Genomic DNA, 17,736 nt, shown 5'->3' with positions numbered 1-17,736 from the left:
GACAGACCAACGGCCCCGACGGATCGAATGAACGATCGCGGTCGGGGCCGTGGTGAAAGCGACGGGGCGCTTTCAAAGCGTCAGTCCGAGGCAGACGTCAGGCGGCCGGGGTCTTCGCGGCGTTGACGTCGGTCGGGAGGGCGTCCTTGGCCACCTTGACGAGGTGGGCGAAGGTCGCTGCGTCGTTGACGGCGAGCTCGGCGAGCATGCGACGGTCGACCTCGATGCCAGCGGCCTTGAGGCCCTGGATGAAGCGGTTGTACGTCATGCCGTTGGCGCGGGCGCCGGCGTTGATGCGCTGGATCCAGAGGCGACGGAAGTCACCCTTGCGAGCGCGGCGGTCACGGTAGCTGTAGACCAGCGAGTGGATGACCTGTTCCTTGGCCTTGCGGTACAGGCGCGAGCGCTGTCCGCGGTAGCCGCTTGCCCGGTCGAGGATGACCCGGCGCTTCTTGTGGGCGTTGACTGCCCTCTTCACACGTGCCACGTGTTACTCCTTTGATTCGTTTCGTCCGGCTGAGCCGGAGTCTGGTTCAAGCTGTGGGGATCGGCTCGTGGGAGCCGTGAACCGGCGGGTCGCTGCGACCTGGTCGGTCGCGCGGCCCCTGCGGGTCACTTGCCCTTGAGCTTGCCCAGAAGCTTGCGGGCCTTGGCGCGATCGCCGCCGGTGAGGACCTGGTCCGTACCAACTCGACGCTTGCGGCTCGAGGACTTGCCCTCGAACTTGTGCTGGTTGTTCACGCCTTCACGCATGATCTTGCCACTGCCAGTCACGCGCATGCGCTTCTTGGCGCCGCTGTTCGTCTTCTGCTTCGGCATCGTGCCGTTCTCCTTTGCATTTCGTTGCGAGCACCGGAGCGCCCACAACTACTTCACCCGCCGGACCACTCGGATCCGGCGATTCGTTACCTGTTTCTCACGCCTCGGGCGCTGCGTTCTTCTCCGCAGCGACTCGATCACGTCGGGACTTCACCTCGGCGCCGCGGCCCTTGGCATCGGACGATGCCTTGCGAGCCTCCGCCTTGGCGTCGGATTTGGACTTGTGAGGAGCGATGACCATCACCATGTTGCGTCCGTCGACCCTGGGTGCGGACTCGACGGTGCCGAGGTCCGACACATCTTCGGCCAGACGGTTGAGCAGTTTGATGCCCATCTCGGGGCGCGACTGTTCGCGTCCGCGGAACATGATCATGACCTTGACCTTGTCACCGCCGGACAGGAACCGCGTCACGTGGCCCTTCTTCGTCTCGTAATCGTGTTCGTCGATCTTGAGACGGAAGCGGATCTCCTTGAGCGCAGTGTTCGCCTGGTTCTTCCGGGCTTCCCTGGCCTTCTGGGCAGATTCGTACTTGTACTTCCCGTAGTCCATGAGCTTGGCCACGGGGGGTTTCGCCTGCGGGGCAACCTCGACGAGGTCGAGATCTGCCTCTCGGGCGAGATCGAGTGCCTTGCGAATGGCAACGATACCGACCTGTTCACCATTGGGTCCGACCAACCGGACCTCGGGAACCCGAATCCGGTCATTGATGCGCGTCTCGCTGATGTGTTCACTCCTTTTTAGCTCAAATGGTGTCGTGGCAATGAAAAAGGCTCCCATCGACACGAATGCCAAGGGAGCCTGCACACACGATCACTGCGGTCATCGAGACCGTGAGATCTTCCGTGAATACACCTCGATCCTCTGCCATCGATCCCAGCTTCCGCCGAGGTCAGACGTACAGTAGATCTTCGGACCCGATCGCTCGTCGCGATCCAGGTGGGAGTCAGACTCCGCTTCGCACCGTACCCAGTGTACTACGGTTCATGACTCTTCGCACATCGCGCCCCCTTCCCGCGGTCCCGGCTCCGCAGTTGTGGGAAGCTAGTCCCATGACCTCTGAAGACCCCAACACCGCCGAGGCGGTCGCCGACGTCACGCGCGACATCGCCGAGGTGCCCGCCGTCGAGATCATCACCTCCACGGCCGTCCATCTCATGTCCGCCGCCGCCGTCAACCTCGGCCTCGCCGAGGACACACCCGAGCAGTCGGCCGCCGACCTCATCGACCTCGACGAGGCGCGCAAACTCATCACCGCCCTTGCCGGCCTCGTCACCGGTGCCGCCACCGTCATCGGCGACCACCATGCCCGCCCCCTGCGCGACGGCCTGCGCAGCCTGCAGCTCGCCTTCCGCGAGGCCTCGACGATCCCCGACGAGCCCGGTCAGGGCCCCGGAGAGAAGTTCACCGGCCCCGTCCGCTGATCGCTCAGCGTCGTTCGAGGACTGACGTCCTCAGCGTGAGTGCGGCCCCTGCCAGTTCGGCAGGGGCCGTTCGGCATTCATGGTGAGAATTCCCTCGCCGAGGTGGGGCGACGATACCCTCACCACCCGAGCTGGCGGACGACCGAGGTCATGAGCGCGTCCTCGACATCGTCGAATCCGGGCCCGAACTGCCCGAAGCGCAGTGAGCTGATGAGACCGATGATCGCGACCCAGACGGTGATCGCCGCCGAGGTGGCCTCCGGGTGGACGTCGATGCCGAGCGTGCGGATCTCCTCGGCAAGACGGGCGAGGCTCTGATTCGCCTGCGCCTCAGGCGGCGCCGGCTGCGCGGTCGCACCATCGCCTGCCGTCGGCGGAACGACCCCGTCCCATGGTGACCTGCGGCCATCACCGTCGGCCGCTTCCCGTGCCGCGCGATCTTCGAAAGCCAGCGCCCTCGCCCGCAGATCGGCGACGAGGCGGATGAGTGCGGCCATGACGCGGGTGCCGGGTTCGACGGTGACCTCGTGGGGAGCAGAGTAGGCGGCGATCGGGGTGCCGTAGATGAGCGCCCAGCGCTGCGGGTGCTCACGAGACCATGCGAGCATCGCCAGCCCCAGCGATGCGACTGAACGGTCCTGCTCGAGCGCCGCATCGACGGCATCGGCCAGCGATGTGAACGCGTCGGCGATGAGGATGGTGAGCAGTTCGTCGCGGGTCTTGACATACCGGTAGACCGCACTCGAGACGATCCCGAGCTCACGAGCGACCGCTCGCAGCGACAGGGCCTCGACACCGGATTCGTCGAGCATCCGGTTGCCGATCTCGACGATCCGCGTCTCCGTCTCCTCGCGCGCCCGCTGTCGCGGTGTCTTCGTCGCCTCGTCGCTCATGCCCTCATGGTAGATCGAGAGAGCATGCGAGGTAAAAGTGAGCACTGCTCTTGTTTCGGCAGTCTGGCCGCGCTACGCTCGAAGCGTCAACACAGAGAGCAGTGCTCACACTTTGCCTCTGATCATTCTCGAAGGGGTTTACTCATGCGCTCAGCACTCGTCCTCGGCTTCGGTCAGATCGGCACTCAGATCGCCCACGACCTCACCGCCGTCGGCATCGACGTCCGTGTCATGACTCGGTCGCGACCCGACGGACTGACAGTCACCGACACAGCGATCGCTCACCGCGCTGGCCTCGACTCACTTGCGCCTCAGCATGGCACCGAGCACGCCCGTCCAGCCGCTGGCTCCGAGACGGTGCCCGGCACCGACCCCGTGGCGACCGCCCGCGGTCGGATCACGTGGTCTCAAGGTGACGCGTCATCAGCCGAAGCTGTCCGCCAGGCCGCGGAGGAGGTCGGCGCGGAGGCGATATTCGCGTGTGTCCACACCGCCTATGACTCGCGAGTCTGGGCGAGAATCCTGCCAGGACTCGAAGCCTCGATCCTCGACGCTGCCGCCCAGCTCGGCATCGCTGTCGTCTTCCCCGAGTCCGTCTATGCCTTCGCCGGTCTGACCACGCCGATCACGGCAGATGCGGAGTTCGCGCCCGTCGAGGAGAAGGGGCGGATTCGTCAGCAACTGCTCGTGGCTCGCTCTGCCCATCCCGCGCAGGTGGTGAGTGTGCTCGCCGGGGACCTCATCGGCGCAACGGCCTCACCGACGAGCTCGGTGGTCCGCCTCTGCATCACCGGTCGCATCACCGCAGGCCGCTGGGCAGTCGTTCCGGCACGCACCGATGTGCCCCACGGGATCACGGTCATCGACGACATGGCGGCGACGATGATCGACGCAGCAACCGATCTCAGCGCGGCCGAACAGCGCCATGCGGGGAGCCACCGGCTCGTCATCGCCCCGAGCGCGAATCCGACGCTCGCCGAGGTCACCGCCTACGCCCATGACGTGCTCGGCTCGACCTACCGGAAGCCGATCGCTCTCCCCCACGCCGTCGTTCGGGCAGCCGGCTGGTTCGACCGGTCGATGTTCGAACTCGCCGAGCTCGCCCCGATCTGGCGCCGCCCGTGCCTCATCGATTCAGGAGACGCTGATGCCGACTGGCGAGCCGGCATCGACGCGATGCTCCGGTGATCGCGGAACCGCAGCCCCACCTCGGCGGGCATGCCCCGGTTATGGGCCACCACCTCGGCGGATGTACCCACGGAACCGCGTCCCCACCTCGGCGGGCGCACACACGGAACCGTCCCCCCACCTCGGCGAGGGAACCTGATCGTCCTCAGCTCTGGTTGAGGAAGATCCCGTTGCCGGGACCGAGCGGCAGGTCGAGGAAGTACCAGAGCGCGAGCAGCGCCGCCCACGCGAGCCAGAACGGGATGACGAACGGGAACATCCGGGAGATCACGGTGCCGAGGCCCGCGTTCGGCTCGTAGCGGCGGACGAGACCGAGGAGGACGATCATGTACGGGTTGAGCGGGGTGATCACCTGCGTCGCGGAGTCGCCGACGCGGAACGCGGCCTGGATGAACGCCGGTTCGTAGCCGAGGAGTGCGAAGAGCGGGACGAAGACCGCGGCCATGAGCGTCCACATCGATGAGCCGGAGACGATGAAGAGGTTGAGCACGCTCGCGAGCAGCATGAAGCCGATGATCGCGGCGAACCCGGTCAGTCCGATCGCCTCGAGTCCGGAGGCACCGGCGACGGCGATCCACGACCCGATTCCCGTCCAGTTGAACAGGGCGATGAACTGGCCGAGGATGAACGCGAGGATGAGGAAGGACATCATGTCGATGATCGACTGGGCCATCATCCGCACGACGTCGTTCATCGACCGGATCGTGCCGACGACGATGCCGTAGACGACGCCCATGAGCATGAAGTATGCGAAGACGATGAAGACGATCGAGGACAGCAGCGGCGACTTCGGGAGGAATCCGCCCTCCTCGTTGCGCCACGGCGAGTCCGGGATGAGCACGGAGACGAGGATGACCGCAGTCAGGGCGAGCGCGGAGAGCAGCGCCCAGAGCAGGCCGCGTTTCTCGGCGGGTTCGAGCGTCGGGGAGACTTCCTTCTGTGCGGCTTCGATCTCCTCGGCGCTCACGGAGTTCTCGCTGTAGTCGACGTCCGTGGCCTGGTACTTCTTGTCCAGGCCCTGCGTCGTCGCGTCGACGTAGTCACGCGGCACGCCCTTGCGGACCATGTTCGGTTCGATGAGCTTGTCGATGATGAACCCGGCGATGATCGCGAGCATGATCGAGGCGACGATGTTGAAGTAGTAGTTCGAGACCGGGTTGACCGCCTGGTACTCGATGCCCGGCAGGGTCTCCATCACCGAGGTGGTGATGCCGGCGAAGAGCGCGTCGAGGCTGGTCGGCACGATCGATGTCGAGTAACCGGCACCGGTGGCTGCGAACCCTCCGATGAGACCGGCCATCGGGTGCCGGCCGGCGGCCTTGAAGACGAGGGCGGCGAGCGGCGGGATGATGATGAACGCCGAGTCGGCCATGATCGACCCGACGACGCCGACGAACCCGACAGCGTAGGGCAGCAGCCAGCGCGGGCTCGATCCGAACGCGACCCGCACGGCCGCGGCGAGCATACCCGACTTCTCGGCGACCCCGACGGCGAGCAGGATCGGCAGGACCGTGGCCAGTGGTGGGAACCCGATGTAGTTCTCCCCCATCGTCGTCGTCAGCCAGGCCATGCCCTCACCGGTGAAGAGACCCTTGATGGTGACGATCTCGTCGCTGCCGGGAATGGCGACGGAGACTCCTGCGATCGCCATCGCCGTCGAGATCGCGCCGGTGATGAGGAAGAGTCCGAGGAAGAGGGTGAACGGTTCGGGCAGTTTGTTGCCGATGCGTTCGATCCCGTCGAGGAGGCGCTGGCCGAAGCCGACCTTGGCTGGTGTCTGCGCTGACATGGCTCTGCTTTCTCTCGTGGCTAGGCGAAGTAGTTCTCGACGTCGATGGCGCCGCCGGCGCGGGCGAACTCGGTGTCGACCTCGGCGGCGAGGTCATCGTCGACGAGGTAGTCCAGCGCCGTGCACGCGAGCCCGTAGGCGGCGTCGTGGGCCGCGGCCTCAGCTTCGGGGGTGATCGCCGCGGCCGCGAATTCCCTGGTGTGCAGGGCGGTCTCGGAGTCCGCGGTCCTGATGAGCGGGTGGATGCCCGGGATCCGGTAGGAGACGTTGCCGAAGTCCGTCGAGGCGGCGATCGACTCGTCGAGGACGCCCCCGGGCAGCGGGGTCCTCCCCTGCGCGATCTCGTGGAGCGCCCACCGCTTCGTCAGCGCGGAGTTCGTCCGCACCGGCAGCGACGGCGGGTGTTCGTCCCAGGTGATCTCGACGCCGGTGCCGGTCATGAGCGCCGCCCCCTTCGCCGCATCCTCGACCCGCTGCGAAAGCTCCTTGAGCGTCTCCGGGTACTTCGAGCGCACATAGCACTGGACGGTCGCCGTCTCCGTGATGATCGACGGCCGGGTGCCGCCGTCGGCGATGACGGCGTGGAGGCGGGAGATCGGCGGCATCTGCTGGCGCATGAGCCCGAGTCCCTGGTAGAAGAGGGTCGCGGCGTCGAGCGCGTTGCGTCCCATGAAGGGCTGCGCCGAGGCGTGCGCGGCGGCCCCGGAGTAGGTGACCTCGAGCAGGCGCCTGCCCAACCACACCTGGTCGGCGCAGTCGTAACCGTACCCGTGGACCATGATCGCCGCGTCGATGCTGTCGAAGGCACCGGCCCGGGCCATGACCTCCTTGCCCGAGTGCCCCTCCTCGGCGGGGGTGCCGAGGAGGACGACCGTGCCCGGCACCGCCTCGGGGTTCTGCCGGTAGAGCTCGTCGAGGGCGAGGAAGGCCCCGACTCCGGCTGCGGCGATGAGGTTGTGCCCGCACGCGTGGCCGATCTCCGGCAGGGCGTCGTACTCGGCGAGGATCGCGATCGTCCGGCCGTTCCCGTTGCCGGTCGTCGCCTGGAGCGTCGTCTCGACGCCGTAGAGCCCGGTCTCGACGGCGATGCCCCGGGATTCGAGCACCGCGGCGATCGCTGCGACGGACTCGACCTCCTCGTAGGCGGTCTCGGCGAGCTCGTGGATGCGGTGGAGGAGCCCGGTGATCTCGTCGCCAGCACCGGTGAGGGCGGTGGCGATGGCATCTGTGCTGGTGGTCGGGGCGCCGGTGAACTCCGAGGTCCACTCGGCGGCGTTGTCCGCTCGCGCCCGGGTCTCCGCGGCGATGTGGTCGAGGTAGCTCTCATCGGGGACCGTGGCACGGCCGAGGTCTCTGGGTGCGCTCATGGCTCACAAGCATAGGAGACGCCGGTCACAGACACACCCATGACCCGTCACAGAGGATGGTCTCCCGGGGCGGCCTCAGAGGGGTGGACTCAGACCGCGGTGAGCTGAAGGGCGAGCGAGTCCGCGCGTTCGACGACGATCGGATCGGCGGCCAGCGCCTGCTGGAACCGTTCGACCTCCTCGGCGGGGACCTGGCCCGTGACGCCGAGGCGGATGCCGAGTTCCGGTCCCTCGACATGGACGCGCGCGCTGCCGGGGCTGAGGCTGATCCGGGCGAGCCAGGGGAACCGTCCGGCCAGGGCCACGGCCGCCTCGGCGACGGTGGGATCGGCCCACGCGGGAGTCCACGGTCGACCCTGGGCAAAGGCGAAGAGGGCGGGGCGGCGGAGGAGGAACGACCGGTCGGTGCCGGGGTCGAGGACGACGAGCTGGGAGTCGGCCTCGATAGCCCCGAGCGCCAGGCGTTCGGACTCGATGGGCACCGGCCTCGCCTCGGGATGCCACGCCGTCAGCGGTGGGATCGCGGAGAATCCGGGTGTGCATTCGCGTCCGTCCTCGGCCTGGAGGCGGACCATCGCCATGTCCGAGGAGTTGTCGACCATGAGGCCGTTCTCCCCGACGCCGTGGTCGACGGCGATCGGGACGATCGGGGCATAGAGGCGGACGCCGGCCAGGGCGGCGACGACGCCCTGGTGGGCAGCCGGGTCGAGCGGTGACTCCGCGGCCGTTTCGAGCGCGGCCAGGAGGGGCGCATCGGCCTCTCCGGTGTCACCGGAGAACGGGTTGGGCGCGAGGTTCCGGCCCTCCCAGGGCTGGCCGGCGGAATCGGTGGGCATCGGGTTCAGCGTCCCGCGACGTCGAGCGCCTCTTCGAGGGTGAACTTGCCCGCGTAGAGCGCCTTGCCGACGATCGCGGAGTCGACCCCTGCGGGCACGAGAGCGCGGAGACTGCGGAGGTCGTCGAGGCTCGAGACCCCACCAGAGGCGGTGATGGGCTTGTCGGTGCGCGTCGTCAGGGATTCGAGGAGCTCGAGGTTGGGTCCCTGGAGGGTGCCGTCCTTGCGGACGTCGGTGACGACGTAGCGGGCGCAGTTCGCGGCTTCGAGACCGGCGAGGACCTCGAAGAGGTCTCCCCCGTCCTTCGTCCAACCCCTGGCCGAGAGCGTCTGGCCGCGGACGTCGAGGCCGACGGCGATCTGGTCGCCGAAGCGGGCGATCATCTCCGCCGTCCACTCCGGGTTCTCGAGCGCGGCGGTGCCGATGTTGACGCGCTCGGCCCCGGTGTCGAGTGCCCGTTCGAGGCTTTCGGTGTCGCGGATCCCCCCGGAGATCTCGACCTTGATGTCGACGGCCTTGACGACCTGGTTGAGGAGGTCGGAGTTCGATCCGCGTCCGAACGCGGCGTCGAGGTCGACGAGGTGGATCCACTCGGCTCCGCGCTCCTCGAAGTCGTGGGCGGCGTCGATGGGCGATCCGTAGTCGGTCTCGGTGCCGGCTTCGCCCTGGACGAGGCGGACGGCCTTGCCGTCGGCGACGTCGACGGCGGGAAGGAGGACGAGCTTGTCAGTCATGGTGGCCTTTCTTCTGTCGCGCATGCGCTGCGACGGGGTCGACGGGTGCGGGGATCGGCTCGAGGGGCGCTGGGGCCTGACGGCTGCTAGCGGCTGTCAGGTGAGCGGCCTCCGTCAGAGACGCGGTCATCGTCGGGGAACGAGGCGATCCAGTTGCGCAGCAGGGCGGCACCCGCCTGAGCGGACTTCTCCGGGTGGAACTGCGCTGCCCACGTGGTCCCGTCCTCGACGGCGGCGATGAACTCCGAACCGTGGCGGGCGGTCGTCACAAGCGTTCCCGCGGGGTGATCGGTCGCCGCGTACGAGTGGACGAAGTAGAACTTCTCGTCCTCGATGCCAGAGAACATCCGCGACCCTTCGGCTGCAGTGATGTCCGACCATCCCATATGCGGGACGACGGGAGCATCGAGCGCGGTGACCTCGCCGGGCCACAGACCGATGCCCGCCGTCTCGACACCGTGTTCACGACCCTGCGAGAAGAACACCTGGAGGCCGACGCAGATGCCGAGCAGCGGCCGTCCCTCCTCGTGGCGGGCTCTGATGAGGTCGAGCGCATCGACCCCTTCGAGCCCGGCCATGACGGCGGAGAACGCGCCGACGCCGGGAACGAGGAGCCCGTCTGCGGCCTCGATGTCAGCGTGGTCGGCAGTCAGTCTCACCTCGGCGCCGGCGGCCTCAGCTGCGCGGACGGCAGAGCGGACGTTGCCTGCTCCGTAGTCGAGAACGGCGATCGTCGTCATCGTGACCGGCCTCCGGACAGGACTCGGGAGATCCGCCAGAGGGCGAATCCGAGGACGACGACACCGAGAACGGCGACGCCCCACGCCACACCGTTGCCGCTGAGCCCGAAGCTCACGCCGAAGGCGAGGACGATGCCGGCGAGGACGGCGACGATGATCCACAGCAGCGCTGTCCGTGCCAGCGCCGCCCGGCCCGGTGTCATCGTCGCGGCACTCGCCTGGAGCTTCGACATCGACGAGGTGGGGATGTTGCCTTCGACCTGGTCGGCCGTCGTCGTCTCGAGCAGGAGCTGTTCGACGACGTCGGGAAGGTTGCGCAGGGCGAGCCCGGCCGGCACATCGGATTCGCGGGCACCGTTGCGGTAATGGCCGGCGTCGATCTGCTCGTCGCTGCGGACGAGGAGGAGGACCTCATGCTTGCCGGCGAGCTTCGAGATCGCCGCGGCCGCCTCGTTGCCGGCTGCGACTCCGGTGTCGGCGAGGACGATGCCGGTGAAGTCGCCGACGGGCACGATCGTGCCGGTGATGTTCGAGAGCACGCAGGCGGCGGCGAGCTGGTCGGGAACCCCGAACGGGGTGACGACGACGGTGGTGCTCATAGGACTCCCTTGGTGCTCGGGACCGCGGTGGTGCGGCCATCGGGTTCGACGGCTTCGCGCAGGGCCCGGGCGAACGCTTTGAACTGGGCTTCGACGATGTGGTGGGGGTCGCGGCCGCGGATGAGGTCGAGGTGGACGGTCAGCCCCGCGTGCAGCGCGATCGATTCGAGGGCGTGCGAGGTCATCGACCCGGTGAAGTGTCCGCCGATGAGGTGGTACTGCTGCCCTTCGGGTTCTCCCTCGTGGACGAAGTAGGGGCGGCCCGAGATGTCGACGACGCATCGGGCCAGCGATTCGTCGAGCGGAACGAACGCGGAACCGTAGCGGCGGATGCCGGCTTTGTCCCCGAGCGCCTCGGCGAGGGTCTGGCCGATGACGATCGCGGTGTCCTCGACGGTGTGGTGGACGTCAATGTGGGTGTCGCCCTTGGCAGTGACGTCGAGGTCGATGAGCGAGTGCTTCGCGAGCGCCGTGAGCATGTGGTCGAAGAACGGCACGGTCGTCGCGATGTCCGCCTTGCCGGTTCCGTCGAGATCGAGGGCGACGGACACGGTCGATTCCGATGTCGACCGCTCGCGCTGGGCCTGCCTCATAGTGAGCCTTTCGTCGTGTGCCGCGCCGTCATGTGCGGCGCGGATGCTGCGCTTCCCATTGTCCCAGGGTCACCGCCCGGCTGAGAACCGGGGCGACCTGCGGCGACTCAGTGGGCGCTGAGCAGGGTGGAGGGATCGTCAGCGACGATATCGTTCATCGCGGCGAGGAACGCGGTCGTCTCAGCTTCTGTCCCGGCATTGACTCGGGCATGGTGCGGGATGCCGATGTCGCGGATGAGGATCCCCCGGTCGAGCAGCTTCTGCCACAGTTCGGCCGGTTTCGCGATGCCTCCGAAGAGGACGAAGTTCGAATCACTCGGATGGACGGTGAAGCCGAGTTCGGCCAGACGGGCCGAGATCGCGTTCCGGGAGTCGATGAGCCGGTCGACGTTGCCGAGGAGGAGATCGGCGTGCTCGAGCGCTGTGCACGCGAGCACCTGGGTGACGTCGGAGAGGTGGTAGGGCAGGCGGACGAGGCGGAGGGTGTCGATGAGTTCGGGGGCGGCGATCGCGTAACCGAGCCGCAGACCCGCGCATGCGAACGCCTTGCTCATCGTCCGGGAGACGACGAGACGAGGGCGGCCTGCCAACAGGGTCATCGCCGAAGGCAGCGCCGGGCGGGAGAACTCGGCGTACGCCTCGTCGACGATGACGATGCCCGAGCAGTTCTCGTACGCGGCTTCGATGACGTCGAGGCCGAGCGAGGTGCCCGTCGGGTTGTTCGGGGTGCAGAGGAAGACGATGTCCGGGTCGACGCGGGAGACTTCGGCGGCGACCGCCTCGGCGGTGAGTCCGTAGTCGTCGTCGCGCTCGGCATGGATCCATTCGGCACCGGTGCCCGTCGTGATGAGCGGGTGCATCGAATAGCTCGGGGTGAAGCCGAGTGCGGTGCGTCCGGGACCGCCGAAGGCCTGGACGATGTGGGAGAGGACCTCATTCGAGCCGTTGGCGGCCCAGATCATCTCAGGATGCAGCTCGACGGCCGTGCCCGCGCGCTCGTTGACACCAGTCAGATAGTCGACGAGGTGCTCGCGCAGTGCCGTGAACTCACGGTCCGGGTAGCGGTTGAGTCCGGCCAGATGAGTGTCGACGGCCGTGCGCATCGCCTCGACGACGACGTCCGGAATCGGATAGGCGTTCTCGTTGACGTTGAGCTGGACCGGCACGTCGAGGTGCGGGGCGCCGTAGGGCTCACGCCCGACGAGGTCGGAGCGGACTGGCAGAGACTCGATGTTTCCCACACAGCGATTTTAGCGCTGGGGAACGTCGAGGCTCTGGCCGGGGTGGACGACGGGCGAGGACAGGTGGTTGAGCTCGACGATGTCGGCGACGACGTCACGGGTGTCGCGGTCGAGGCCGAGGTTCGAGGCCACCGTCCACAGCGACTCGCCCTCGCCGACGACGACGGAGTCCGCGGCGACGCCGATGACCTCGTCACCGCCGACCGCCTCGGCGGTGAACGTCTGGGTCGAGAAGAAGAGCGTGCCGCCGACGATCGCGAGGGCGCACACGGCGGTGCGGAGCAGACGCACGGCACGGCGGCCGCGGTTGGTCAGATGCAGTTCCTGATTCATCACAGACATCGCATTTACCTCTTTCTTCGTACTATTCCACCCGCAATGGGTAGAACGTCTGTTCTATTCAACACATCATTCGAACAAATGTCCAGTCCATCTCGAACATTTATGAGACAATGAGGGAGAACCAGCGTTGTTGATCGATCTCGAACAACCATCCCAGGCGGCACTGACACGAGGTCTCTCGAGGCGGTTCAACCGGTGGGAAACGGCGGGATTAGAACGAAGGGGAAAGAGCAATGGTGCAGAGCAAACGAGGCAGAGGCAGGCCGCGCAACGAGGATGTTGCCAGCGAGATCGCCGCGGCCCGCAGCGAAGAGGACGAGGTCGAGATCCCTGACGGTCCGACCGGGGCCGGGGACTTCCGTCTCTCCCCCCGACAGCGGCTCGTCCTCGAGACGATCGAGCGCGCCGTCGTCACCAACGGCTATCCGCCGAGCATGCGCGAGATCGGCGAGGCGGCGGGTCTCGCCTCGCTCTCGAGTGTGGCCCATCAGCTCTCCCAGCTCGAGCGGCTCGGCTACGTCCGCCGCGACCCCAAGCGCCCGCGGGCGATCGAGGTCGTCAATCCCTTCGAGGAGGAGGAGGCCGAGCGCGCGAAGTACGAGGAGCTCGCGAACAACACTGTCCAGGTCCCCGTCGTCGGCCGCATCGCCGCCGGTGGTCCGATCCTCGCCGAGCAGGAGGTCGACGACGTCTTCTCCCTGCCCACGCAGGTCGTCGGCTCCGGTGAGATGTTCCTCCTCAAGGTCGTCGGCGATTCGATGATCGAAGCCGCGATCTGCCACGACGACTGGGTCGTCGTGCGCAAGCAGCACACCGCTGACAACGGGCAGATCGTCGCCGCCCTCCTCGACGGCGAAGCGACGGTGAAGACCCTCAAGCGCAAGGCCGGGCGCCAGTGGCTGCTGCCGCAGAACAAGGACTACGACCCCATCGACGGTACGTACGCCCAGATCATGGGCCTCGTCGTCGCCGTCATCCGCCGGCTCTGAGGTTGGGTTCCTCGCGGGCCTCTGCGGGTGGGCTCGCCCCTCGCCGAGGCGGCTGACCGGAAACGCGAATGCCCACGACCGTTGGTGGTCGTGGGCATTCGGCGTGTCTGGGGCGCCTCGGCGGTCGGGGCAAGGGTGTCTGGGGCGAGTCGGCATGCTCCGGCAGGCGGGTGACGGCTGGCGTGCGTGTCGCCGCAGGCCTCGCGCTCTGCCGACCGGCACCTCGAGCGACAAATCATCCCCGTGCAAGCAGCGGATTTAGCGCTACGGGTGCGGGGTGTGAAACTGTGCGGAGGTTTTGCCGCTAAGGGGAGGTTTTACCGCCGAGGGGAGGTTGTGCCACTGCGGGGATGAATGGCCGCCTCGGGGCTGACACGAACCGCCCCTATATGCCCGTCATGGAGTCGGCAGTCGAATAGCCCTCCGTCCACTCCCCGTCATGGAACAATGCGACCAGGGTGAACACCATGGCGAGACCGCCCAGAACGAAGAGCACGATCGGCCAGACGTTGAGATATGTGGCACCCATGAGCAAGCCGATTCCCCCTCCGGCGAGAAGGACGACACCCGAGAGGAAGCACGGCAGCCAGTATTTCCGATAGGGCTTCTTCTTCCGCTTGCGAGCCATGGCGCGAACTTTACCACCCGGCCCCGCGCCGTCACTTCTTCGCGGCGTCCTCGTCCTTCGTCGCGGCCAGGCGCCCGAGTGCTGTGCGCACGACCGCCGGATCCGTCGTCGGCCACATCTGCGGCATCGAACTGACGAGGTAGCCGGCATAGCGGGCCGAGCGCAGACGCGAGTCGAGGACCGCGACGACGCCCTTGTCCCCGGTCGACCGGATGAGCCGACCGGCACCCTGCGCCAGACGCAGCGCGGCATGCGTCGCGCTCACCGCCATGAACCCGTTGACCCCGCGCCGGTCGGCGTCCCGGGCCCGCGCCTGCATGAGAGGGTCGTCCGGGCGCGGGAAGGGGATCCGGTCGATGATGACGAGCCGGTTCGTCCGGCCCGGCACGTCGACGCCCTGCCAGAGGGACATCGTCCCGAACAGGCACGCCTCGTCGTCGGCGGCGAACCGGGAGACGAGCGACGGCAGACCGTCGTCGCCCTGGAGGAGGATCGGCAGATCGAGCCGGTCCCGCAGGTGCTCGGCCGCGGCATTCGCAGCCGCGCGGGACGAGAAGAGTCCGAGCGCCCCGCCCTTCGAGGCTGTGACGAGGGCTTCGAGTTCGGCCAGCGCTTCCTCGCTCAGCCCGCTGCGACCGGGTTTGGGCAGGTGGGAGGCGACGTAGATGATGCCCTGCCGGCCGTAGTCGAACGGCGATCCGGCGTCGAGGCCGTCCCACCTCGGCGAGTCGGGGCCGACGAGACCGAGCGAGGCGGCGACGGCGTCGAAGTTCCCGCCGAGCGACAAGGTCGCCGAGGTGGCGACGACGGTTGACTCTTCGAAGATCCCGTGCCGCATCGTCCCGGCCACGCTCAGGGGCGCGACGACGAGGTTCGTCGTCTCCCGCTCGCGGAAGGTGCTGCGGCTCAGCCACACGACGTCGTTCTTGCCGGGGTCGCAGAAGCGTTCGGCGAGTTCGAAGATCTCCTGGCACCGGGCCTTCGCCATCTGCCGGCCGGCGTCCGCGTCCTCGCTGCGTCCGCCGATGTCGTTGATGATCTGCCGGGCGGAGTCGCGGATCTGCGTGAGCGCGAGGGCGAGGGGTTCGGGCAAAGAGAGCATGAGCCCTTCGCTCACCCCGGCGGTGGCGCGTTCGAAGGCCGCCGAGGCGGTGTCGAGCATCGCGGTCACGCCGTCCTCGACCGTGGTGTGCTTGCGCACCGCCGAGGTGGCCGCCGAGAGCATGCCCGTGTTGATCTGGCCGGACAGGGCATTGGTCACCCGGTCCTTGAGCTCGTGTGCCTCGTCGATGATGATGACGTCGTGTTCGGGCAGGACGGCGTTCTCCCCGAACGCGTCGATCGCGAGCAGGGCATGGTTGGTGACGACGATGTCCGCCTCGGCGGCGGCGTTGCGGGCCTGTTCAGCGAAGCATTCGGTGAAGAGCGGACAGTTCGAGCCGAGGCAGTCGAAGGCGTTGACGGAGACCTGCGCCCACGCTTTGTCGCTGACGCCGGGGATGAGGTCGTCCCGGTCTCCGGTCTCCGTGGTCTTCTCCCACGTGCGGATGCGTTGGATCTCCTCGCCGAGGCCCGACCGGTCGGCGGGCTTCCGTCCGGCGGCGGCATCGGCGCCGAGGTCGAAGAGCATTCCCTCGTCCTCGTCGGGGTAACCGCCGGCGAGTTTGTGCTTGCACACATAGTTCCGCCGCCCCTTGAGCAGGGCCGCCTTCGGCAGCGGGTCGAGGGACTTCTTCACGGATTTGAACAGGCGCGGGAGGTCACGGTGGATGATCTGCGTCTGCAGGGCGAGCGTCGCCGTGGAGACGATGACCTTCCCACCGGTGCGGCTCGCGTACTCCGCGGCCGGCACGAGGTAGGCGAGCGATTTGCCGGTTCCGGTGCCGGCCTGGACGAGGAGGTGGATGCCCTTGTCGAGCGACGAGGCGACCGCCTGCGCCATCTCGGTCTGACCCTCACGGGTCGACCCGCCGATGGCGCCGACGGCCGCAGAGAGCAGGTCGGCGACCGAGCTCACTCGCCGATGACCATGTCAGGCCGGCGGAACTCCTCGAGTTCGGCGGCGAGCTCGGCCGGGACCTTCGCGTGCATGCCCGTGCCGCCCTCACCGTGTTCTTCGTGATCGACGGTGCCCAGCGCATAGATCTTCGAGACGAGGTCGCCGCGCTCGTAGGGGATGAGCACGGAGACTTCGATGTTCGGCGACGGCAGCTTCTCCTCGATCGTCTCGACGAGGTCGGCGATGCCCTCCCCCGTCGTTGCGGAGACGAACCGGGCGCCCGGGTATTCGGCACGCAGCGCCGTGACCACGGTCTCGTCAGCGAGGTCGACCTTGTTGAAGACGAGGAGTTCCGGGATGTCACCGGTGTCGACGTCCCCGAGGACCTCGCGGACCGCGCGGATCTGCCCCTGCGGGTCCGGGTGGGAGGCGTCGACGACGTGGAGGAGGAGATCGGAGTCCGAGGCCTCTTCGAGCGTCGACCGGAACGCCTCGACGAGCTGGTGGGGCAGGTTGCGGACGAATCCGACGGTGTCGGTGTAGGTGAACGTGATGCCGTCGGAGGTCCGGGACTGTCGCACCGTCGGGTCGAGAGTCGCGAACAGGGCGTTCTGGACCATCACCTCGGCGTCGGTGAGCCGGTTGAGCAGGGACGATTTGCCGGCGTTCGTATAGCCGACGATCGCCACGGAGGGCACATGGTTGCGTGCGCGGTTCTTCCGCTTCGTGTCCCGGGCGGGAGCCATGCCGGCGATCTGGCGGCGCAGCTTCGCCATCCGAGTGCGGATGCGGCGCCGGTCGAGTTCGATCTTCGTCTCACCGGGACCACGTGAGCCGATGCCGGCACCGCCGGCGACACGGCCACCGGCCTGCCGGGACAGCGACTCACCCCAACCGCGCAGACGTGGGAGAAGGTATTCGAGCTGGGCGAGTTCGACCTGCGCCTTGCCCTCACGGGACTTCGCGTGCTGGGCGAAGATGTCGAGGATGAGCGCGACGCGGTCGACGACCTTGACCTTGATGACATCCTCGAGTCCGCGCCGCTGGCTGGGCGCGAGTTCGGAGTCGATGATCACGGTGTCGGCGCCGACGGCTTCGACGATCTCCTTGAGCTCGGCGGCCTTGCCGCGGCCGAGATACGTTCCCGGGTCCGGCTTGTCGCGGCGCTGGACGATCGCGTCGAGGACTTCGGAGCCTGCGGTCTCGGCGAGGGCAGCGAGTTCGCGGATCGAGTTCTCGGCTTCGTCGAGGGTCGTGTTCCACAGTCCGGCGAGGACGACGCGCTCGAGCCGGATCTGACGGTATTCGACCTCGGTGACATCTTCGAGTTCCGTCGAGAGGCCCGCGACGCGGCGCAGGGCGGCACGCTCGGCGAGGTCGAACTGCGATTCCTCGTCAGCGGCGGCTTCCTTCGGGCTCAGCGCCTGGGCACCTCTGGCGAGGACACGATCGAGCATCGCTTCCCGACGCTCTTTGTCAGTGGACGTCATTCATTCCTTTGTTCGTGGCAACTGCTGTACACGAAGTACAACGCACATGTGCGTCCATCTATTCTCC

19 protein-coding genes are annotated in these 17,736 nt (G+C 67.5%); 3 read left to right on the top strand and 16 right to left on the bottom strand.

Annotation, left to right across the window (positions count from 1 at the left end; all coding sequences use genetic code 11):
• Window positions 1-97 precede the first annotated feature (97 nt).
• From rplT to infC, 3 genes are all read right to left on the bottom strand, one after another.
• On the bottom strand, window positions 98-487 hold the full coding sequence (gene rplT, locus EZE58_RS00965; RefSeq protein ID WP_009378556.1) for a 50S ribosomal protein L20: 390 nt from the start codon (window positions 485-487) through the stop codon (window positions 98-100).
• Window positions 488-612: 125 nt separating this feature from the next.
• Window positions 613-819: a 50S ribosomal protein L35 gene (gene rpmI, locus EZE58_RS00960; protein WP_063250542.1), complete on the bottom strand. Its 207-nt coding sequence runs from the start codon at window positions 817-819 to the stop codon at window positions 613-615.
• Between the two features lie 97 nt (window positions 820-916).
• A complete protein-coding gene (gene infC / locus EZE58_RS00955; RefSeq protein ID WP_223289969.1) occupies window positions 917-1,624 on the bottom strand; it encodes a translation initiation factor IF-3 in 708 nt (235 codons plus the stop codon).
• 245 nt (window positions 1,625-1,869) lie between these two features.
• Between infC and EZE58_RS00950 the strand changes: the two genes are divergently transcribed.
• The gene (locus EZE58_RS00950) at window positions 1,870-2,241 is read left to right on the top strand and encodes a DUF1844 domain-containing protein (protein ID WP_009378551.1); all 372 of its coding nucleotides are present in this window, start codon (window positions 1,870-1,872) and stop codon (window positions 2,239-2,241) included.
• Window positions 2,242-2,360: 119 nt separating this feature from the next.
• Here the strand turns inward: EZE58_RS00950 and EZE58_RS00945 are convergent, their stop codons facing one another.
• Window positions 2,361-3,134, bottom strand: coding sequence for a TetR/AcrR family transcriptional regulator (locus EZE58_RS00945; protein ID WP_119297140.1), 774 nt, complete (start codon window positions 3,132-3,134; stop codon window positions 2,361-2,363).
• A 144-nt stretch (window positions 3,135-3,278) separates the two neighbouring features.
• Between EZE58_RS00945 and EZE58_RS00940 the strand changes: the two genes are divergently transcribed.
• Entirely contained in the window at window positions 3,279-4,322 is a 1,044-nt protein-coding gene (locus tag EZE58_RS00940) for a hypothetical protein (protein ID WP_095376503.1), read from the top strand.
• 145 nt (window positions 4,323-4,467) lie between these two features.
• On the opposite strand, the gene EZE58_RS00935 is transcribed toward EZE58_RS00940, so the two are convergent.
• The 9 genes from EZE58_RS00935 to EZE58_RS00895 form a co-directional block, all read right to left on the bottom strand.
• Entirely contained in the window at window positions 4,468-6,111 is a 1,644-nt protein-coding gene (locus tag EZE58_RS00935) for an AbgT family transporter (RefSeq protein ID WP_095376502.1), read from the bottom strand.
• 20 nt (window positions 6,112-6,131) lie between these two features.
• The gene (locus EZE58_RS00930) at window positions 6,132-7,478 is read right to left on the bottom strand and encodes an amidohydrolase (protein ID WP_063250546.1); all 1,347 of its coding nucleotides are present in this window, start codon (window positions 7,476-7,478) and stop codon (window positions 6,132-6,134) included.
• A gap of 89 nt (window positions 7,479-7,567) precedes the next feature.
• Window positions 7,568-8,314: an SseB family protein gene (locus EZE58_RS00925; protein WP_063250547.1), complete on the bottom strand. Its 747-nt coding sequence runs from the start codon at window positions 8,312-8,314 to the stop codon at window positions 7,568-7,570.
• 5 nt (window positions 8,315-8,319) lie between these two features.
• Entirely contained in the window at window positions 8,320-9,048 is a 729-nt protein-coding gene (gene priA / locus EZE58_RS00920) for a bifunctional 1-(5-phosphoribosyl)-5-((5-phosphoribosylamino)methylideneamino)imidazole-4-carboxamide isomerase/phosphoribosylanthranilate isomerase PriA (RefSeq protein WP_063250548.1), read from the bottom strand.
• Between the two features lie 86 nt (window positions 9,049-9,134).
• On the bottom strand, window positions 9,135-9,788 hold the full coding sequence (hisH, locus tag EZE58_RS00915; RefSeq protein WP_063250549.1) for an imidazole glycerol phosphate synthase subunit HisH: 654 nt from the start codon (window positions 9,786-9,788) through the stop codon (window positions 9,135-9,137).
• The gene (locus EZE58_RS00910) at window positions 9,785-10,387 is read right to left on the bottom strand and encodes a hypothetical protein (protein ID WP_063250550.1); all 603 of its coding nucleotides are present in this window, start codon (window positions 10,385-10,387) and stop codon (window positions 9,785-9,787) included. The genes hisH and EZE58_RS00910 overlap by 4 nt, the downstream gene beginning before the upstream one ends.
• Window positions 10,384-10,980, bottom strand: coding sequence for an imidazoleglycerol-phosphate dehydratase HisB (gene hisB / locus EZE58_RS00905; protein WP_063250551.1), 597 nt, complete (start codon window positions 10,978-10,980; stop codon window positions 10,384-10,386). Before hisB ends, EZE58_RS00910 begins: the two co-directional genes overlap by 4 nt.
• A gap of 107 nt (window positions 10,981-11,087) precedes the next feature.
• Window positions 11,088-12,221, bottom strand: coding sequence for a histidinol-phosphate transaminase (locus tag EZE58_RS00900; RefSeq protein WP_063250552.1), 1,134 nt, complete (start codon window positions 12,219-12,221; stop codon window positions 11,088-11,090).
• Between the two features lie 9 nt (window positions 12,222-12,230).
• Window positions 12,231-12,554: a LysM peptidoglycan-binding domain-containing protein gene (locus EZE58_RS00895; RefSeq protein ID WP_063250553.1), complete on the bottom strand. Its 324-nt coding sequence runs from the start codon at window positions 12,552-12,554 to the stop codon at window positions 12,231-12,233.
• Window positions 12,555-12,796: 242 nt separating this feature from the next.
• On the opposite strand from EZE58_RS00895, the gene lexA reads away from it, so the two are divergent.
• Window positions 12,797-13,552 carry a transcriptional repressor LexA gene (lexA, locus tag EZE58_RS00890; protein ID WP_009378532.1) on the top strand — a complete coding sequence of 252 codons (756 nt, stop codon included), beginning with the start codon at window positions 12,797-12,799 and terminating at the stop codon, window positions 13,550-13,552.
• A 385-nt stretch (window positions 13,553-13,937) separates the two neighbouring features.
• Here lexA and EZE58_RS00885 read toward each other — a convergent pair whose 3' ends face one another.
• From EZE58_RS00885 to hflX, 3 genes are read right to left on the bottom strand one after another with little or no spacing between them, the layout of a single operon-like run.
• Entirely contained in the window at window positions 13,938-14,180 is a 243-nt protein-coding gene (locus EZE58_RS00885; protein WP_101624768.1) for a hypothetical protein, read from the bottom strand.
• Window positions 14,181-14,211: 31 nt separating this feature from the next.
• Window positions 14,212-16,197, bottom strand: a complete 1,986-nt coding sequence (locus EZE58_RS00880; RefSeq protein ID WP_063250555.1) for an ATP-dependent DNA helicase — start codon at window positions 16,195-16,197, stop codon at window positions 14,212-14,214.
• The gene (hflX, locus tag EZE58_RS00875; RefSeq protein WP_063250556.1) at window positions 16,194-17,669 is read right to left on the bottom strand and encodes a GTPase HflX; all 1,476 of its coding nucleotides are present in this window, start codon (window positions 17,667-17,669) and stop codon (window positions 16,194-16,196) included. Before hflX ends, EZE58_RS00880 begins: the two co-directional genes overlap by 4 nt.
• Window positions 17,670-17,736 lie beyond the last annotated feature (67 nt).

It is taken from the genome of Brevibacterium sp. LS14 (genome assembly GCF_012027885.1).
Lineage (GTDB): Bacteria > Actinomycetota > Actinomycetes > Actinomycetales > Brevibacteriaceae > Brevibacterium > Brevibacterium casei.
The sequence above is the reverse complement of the archived record's forward strand: the minus strand, read 5'-3'. Positions and strand labels throughout refer to the sequence as shown.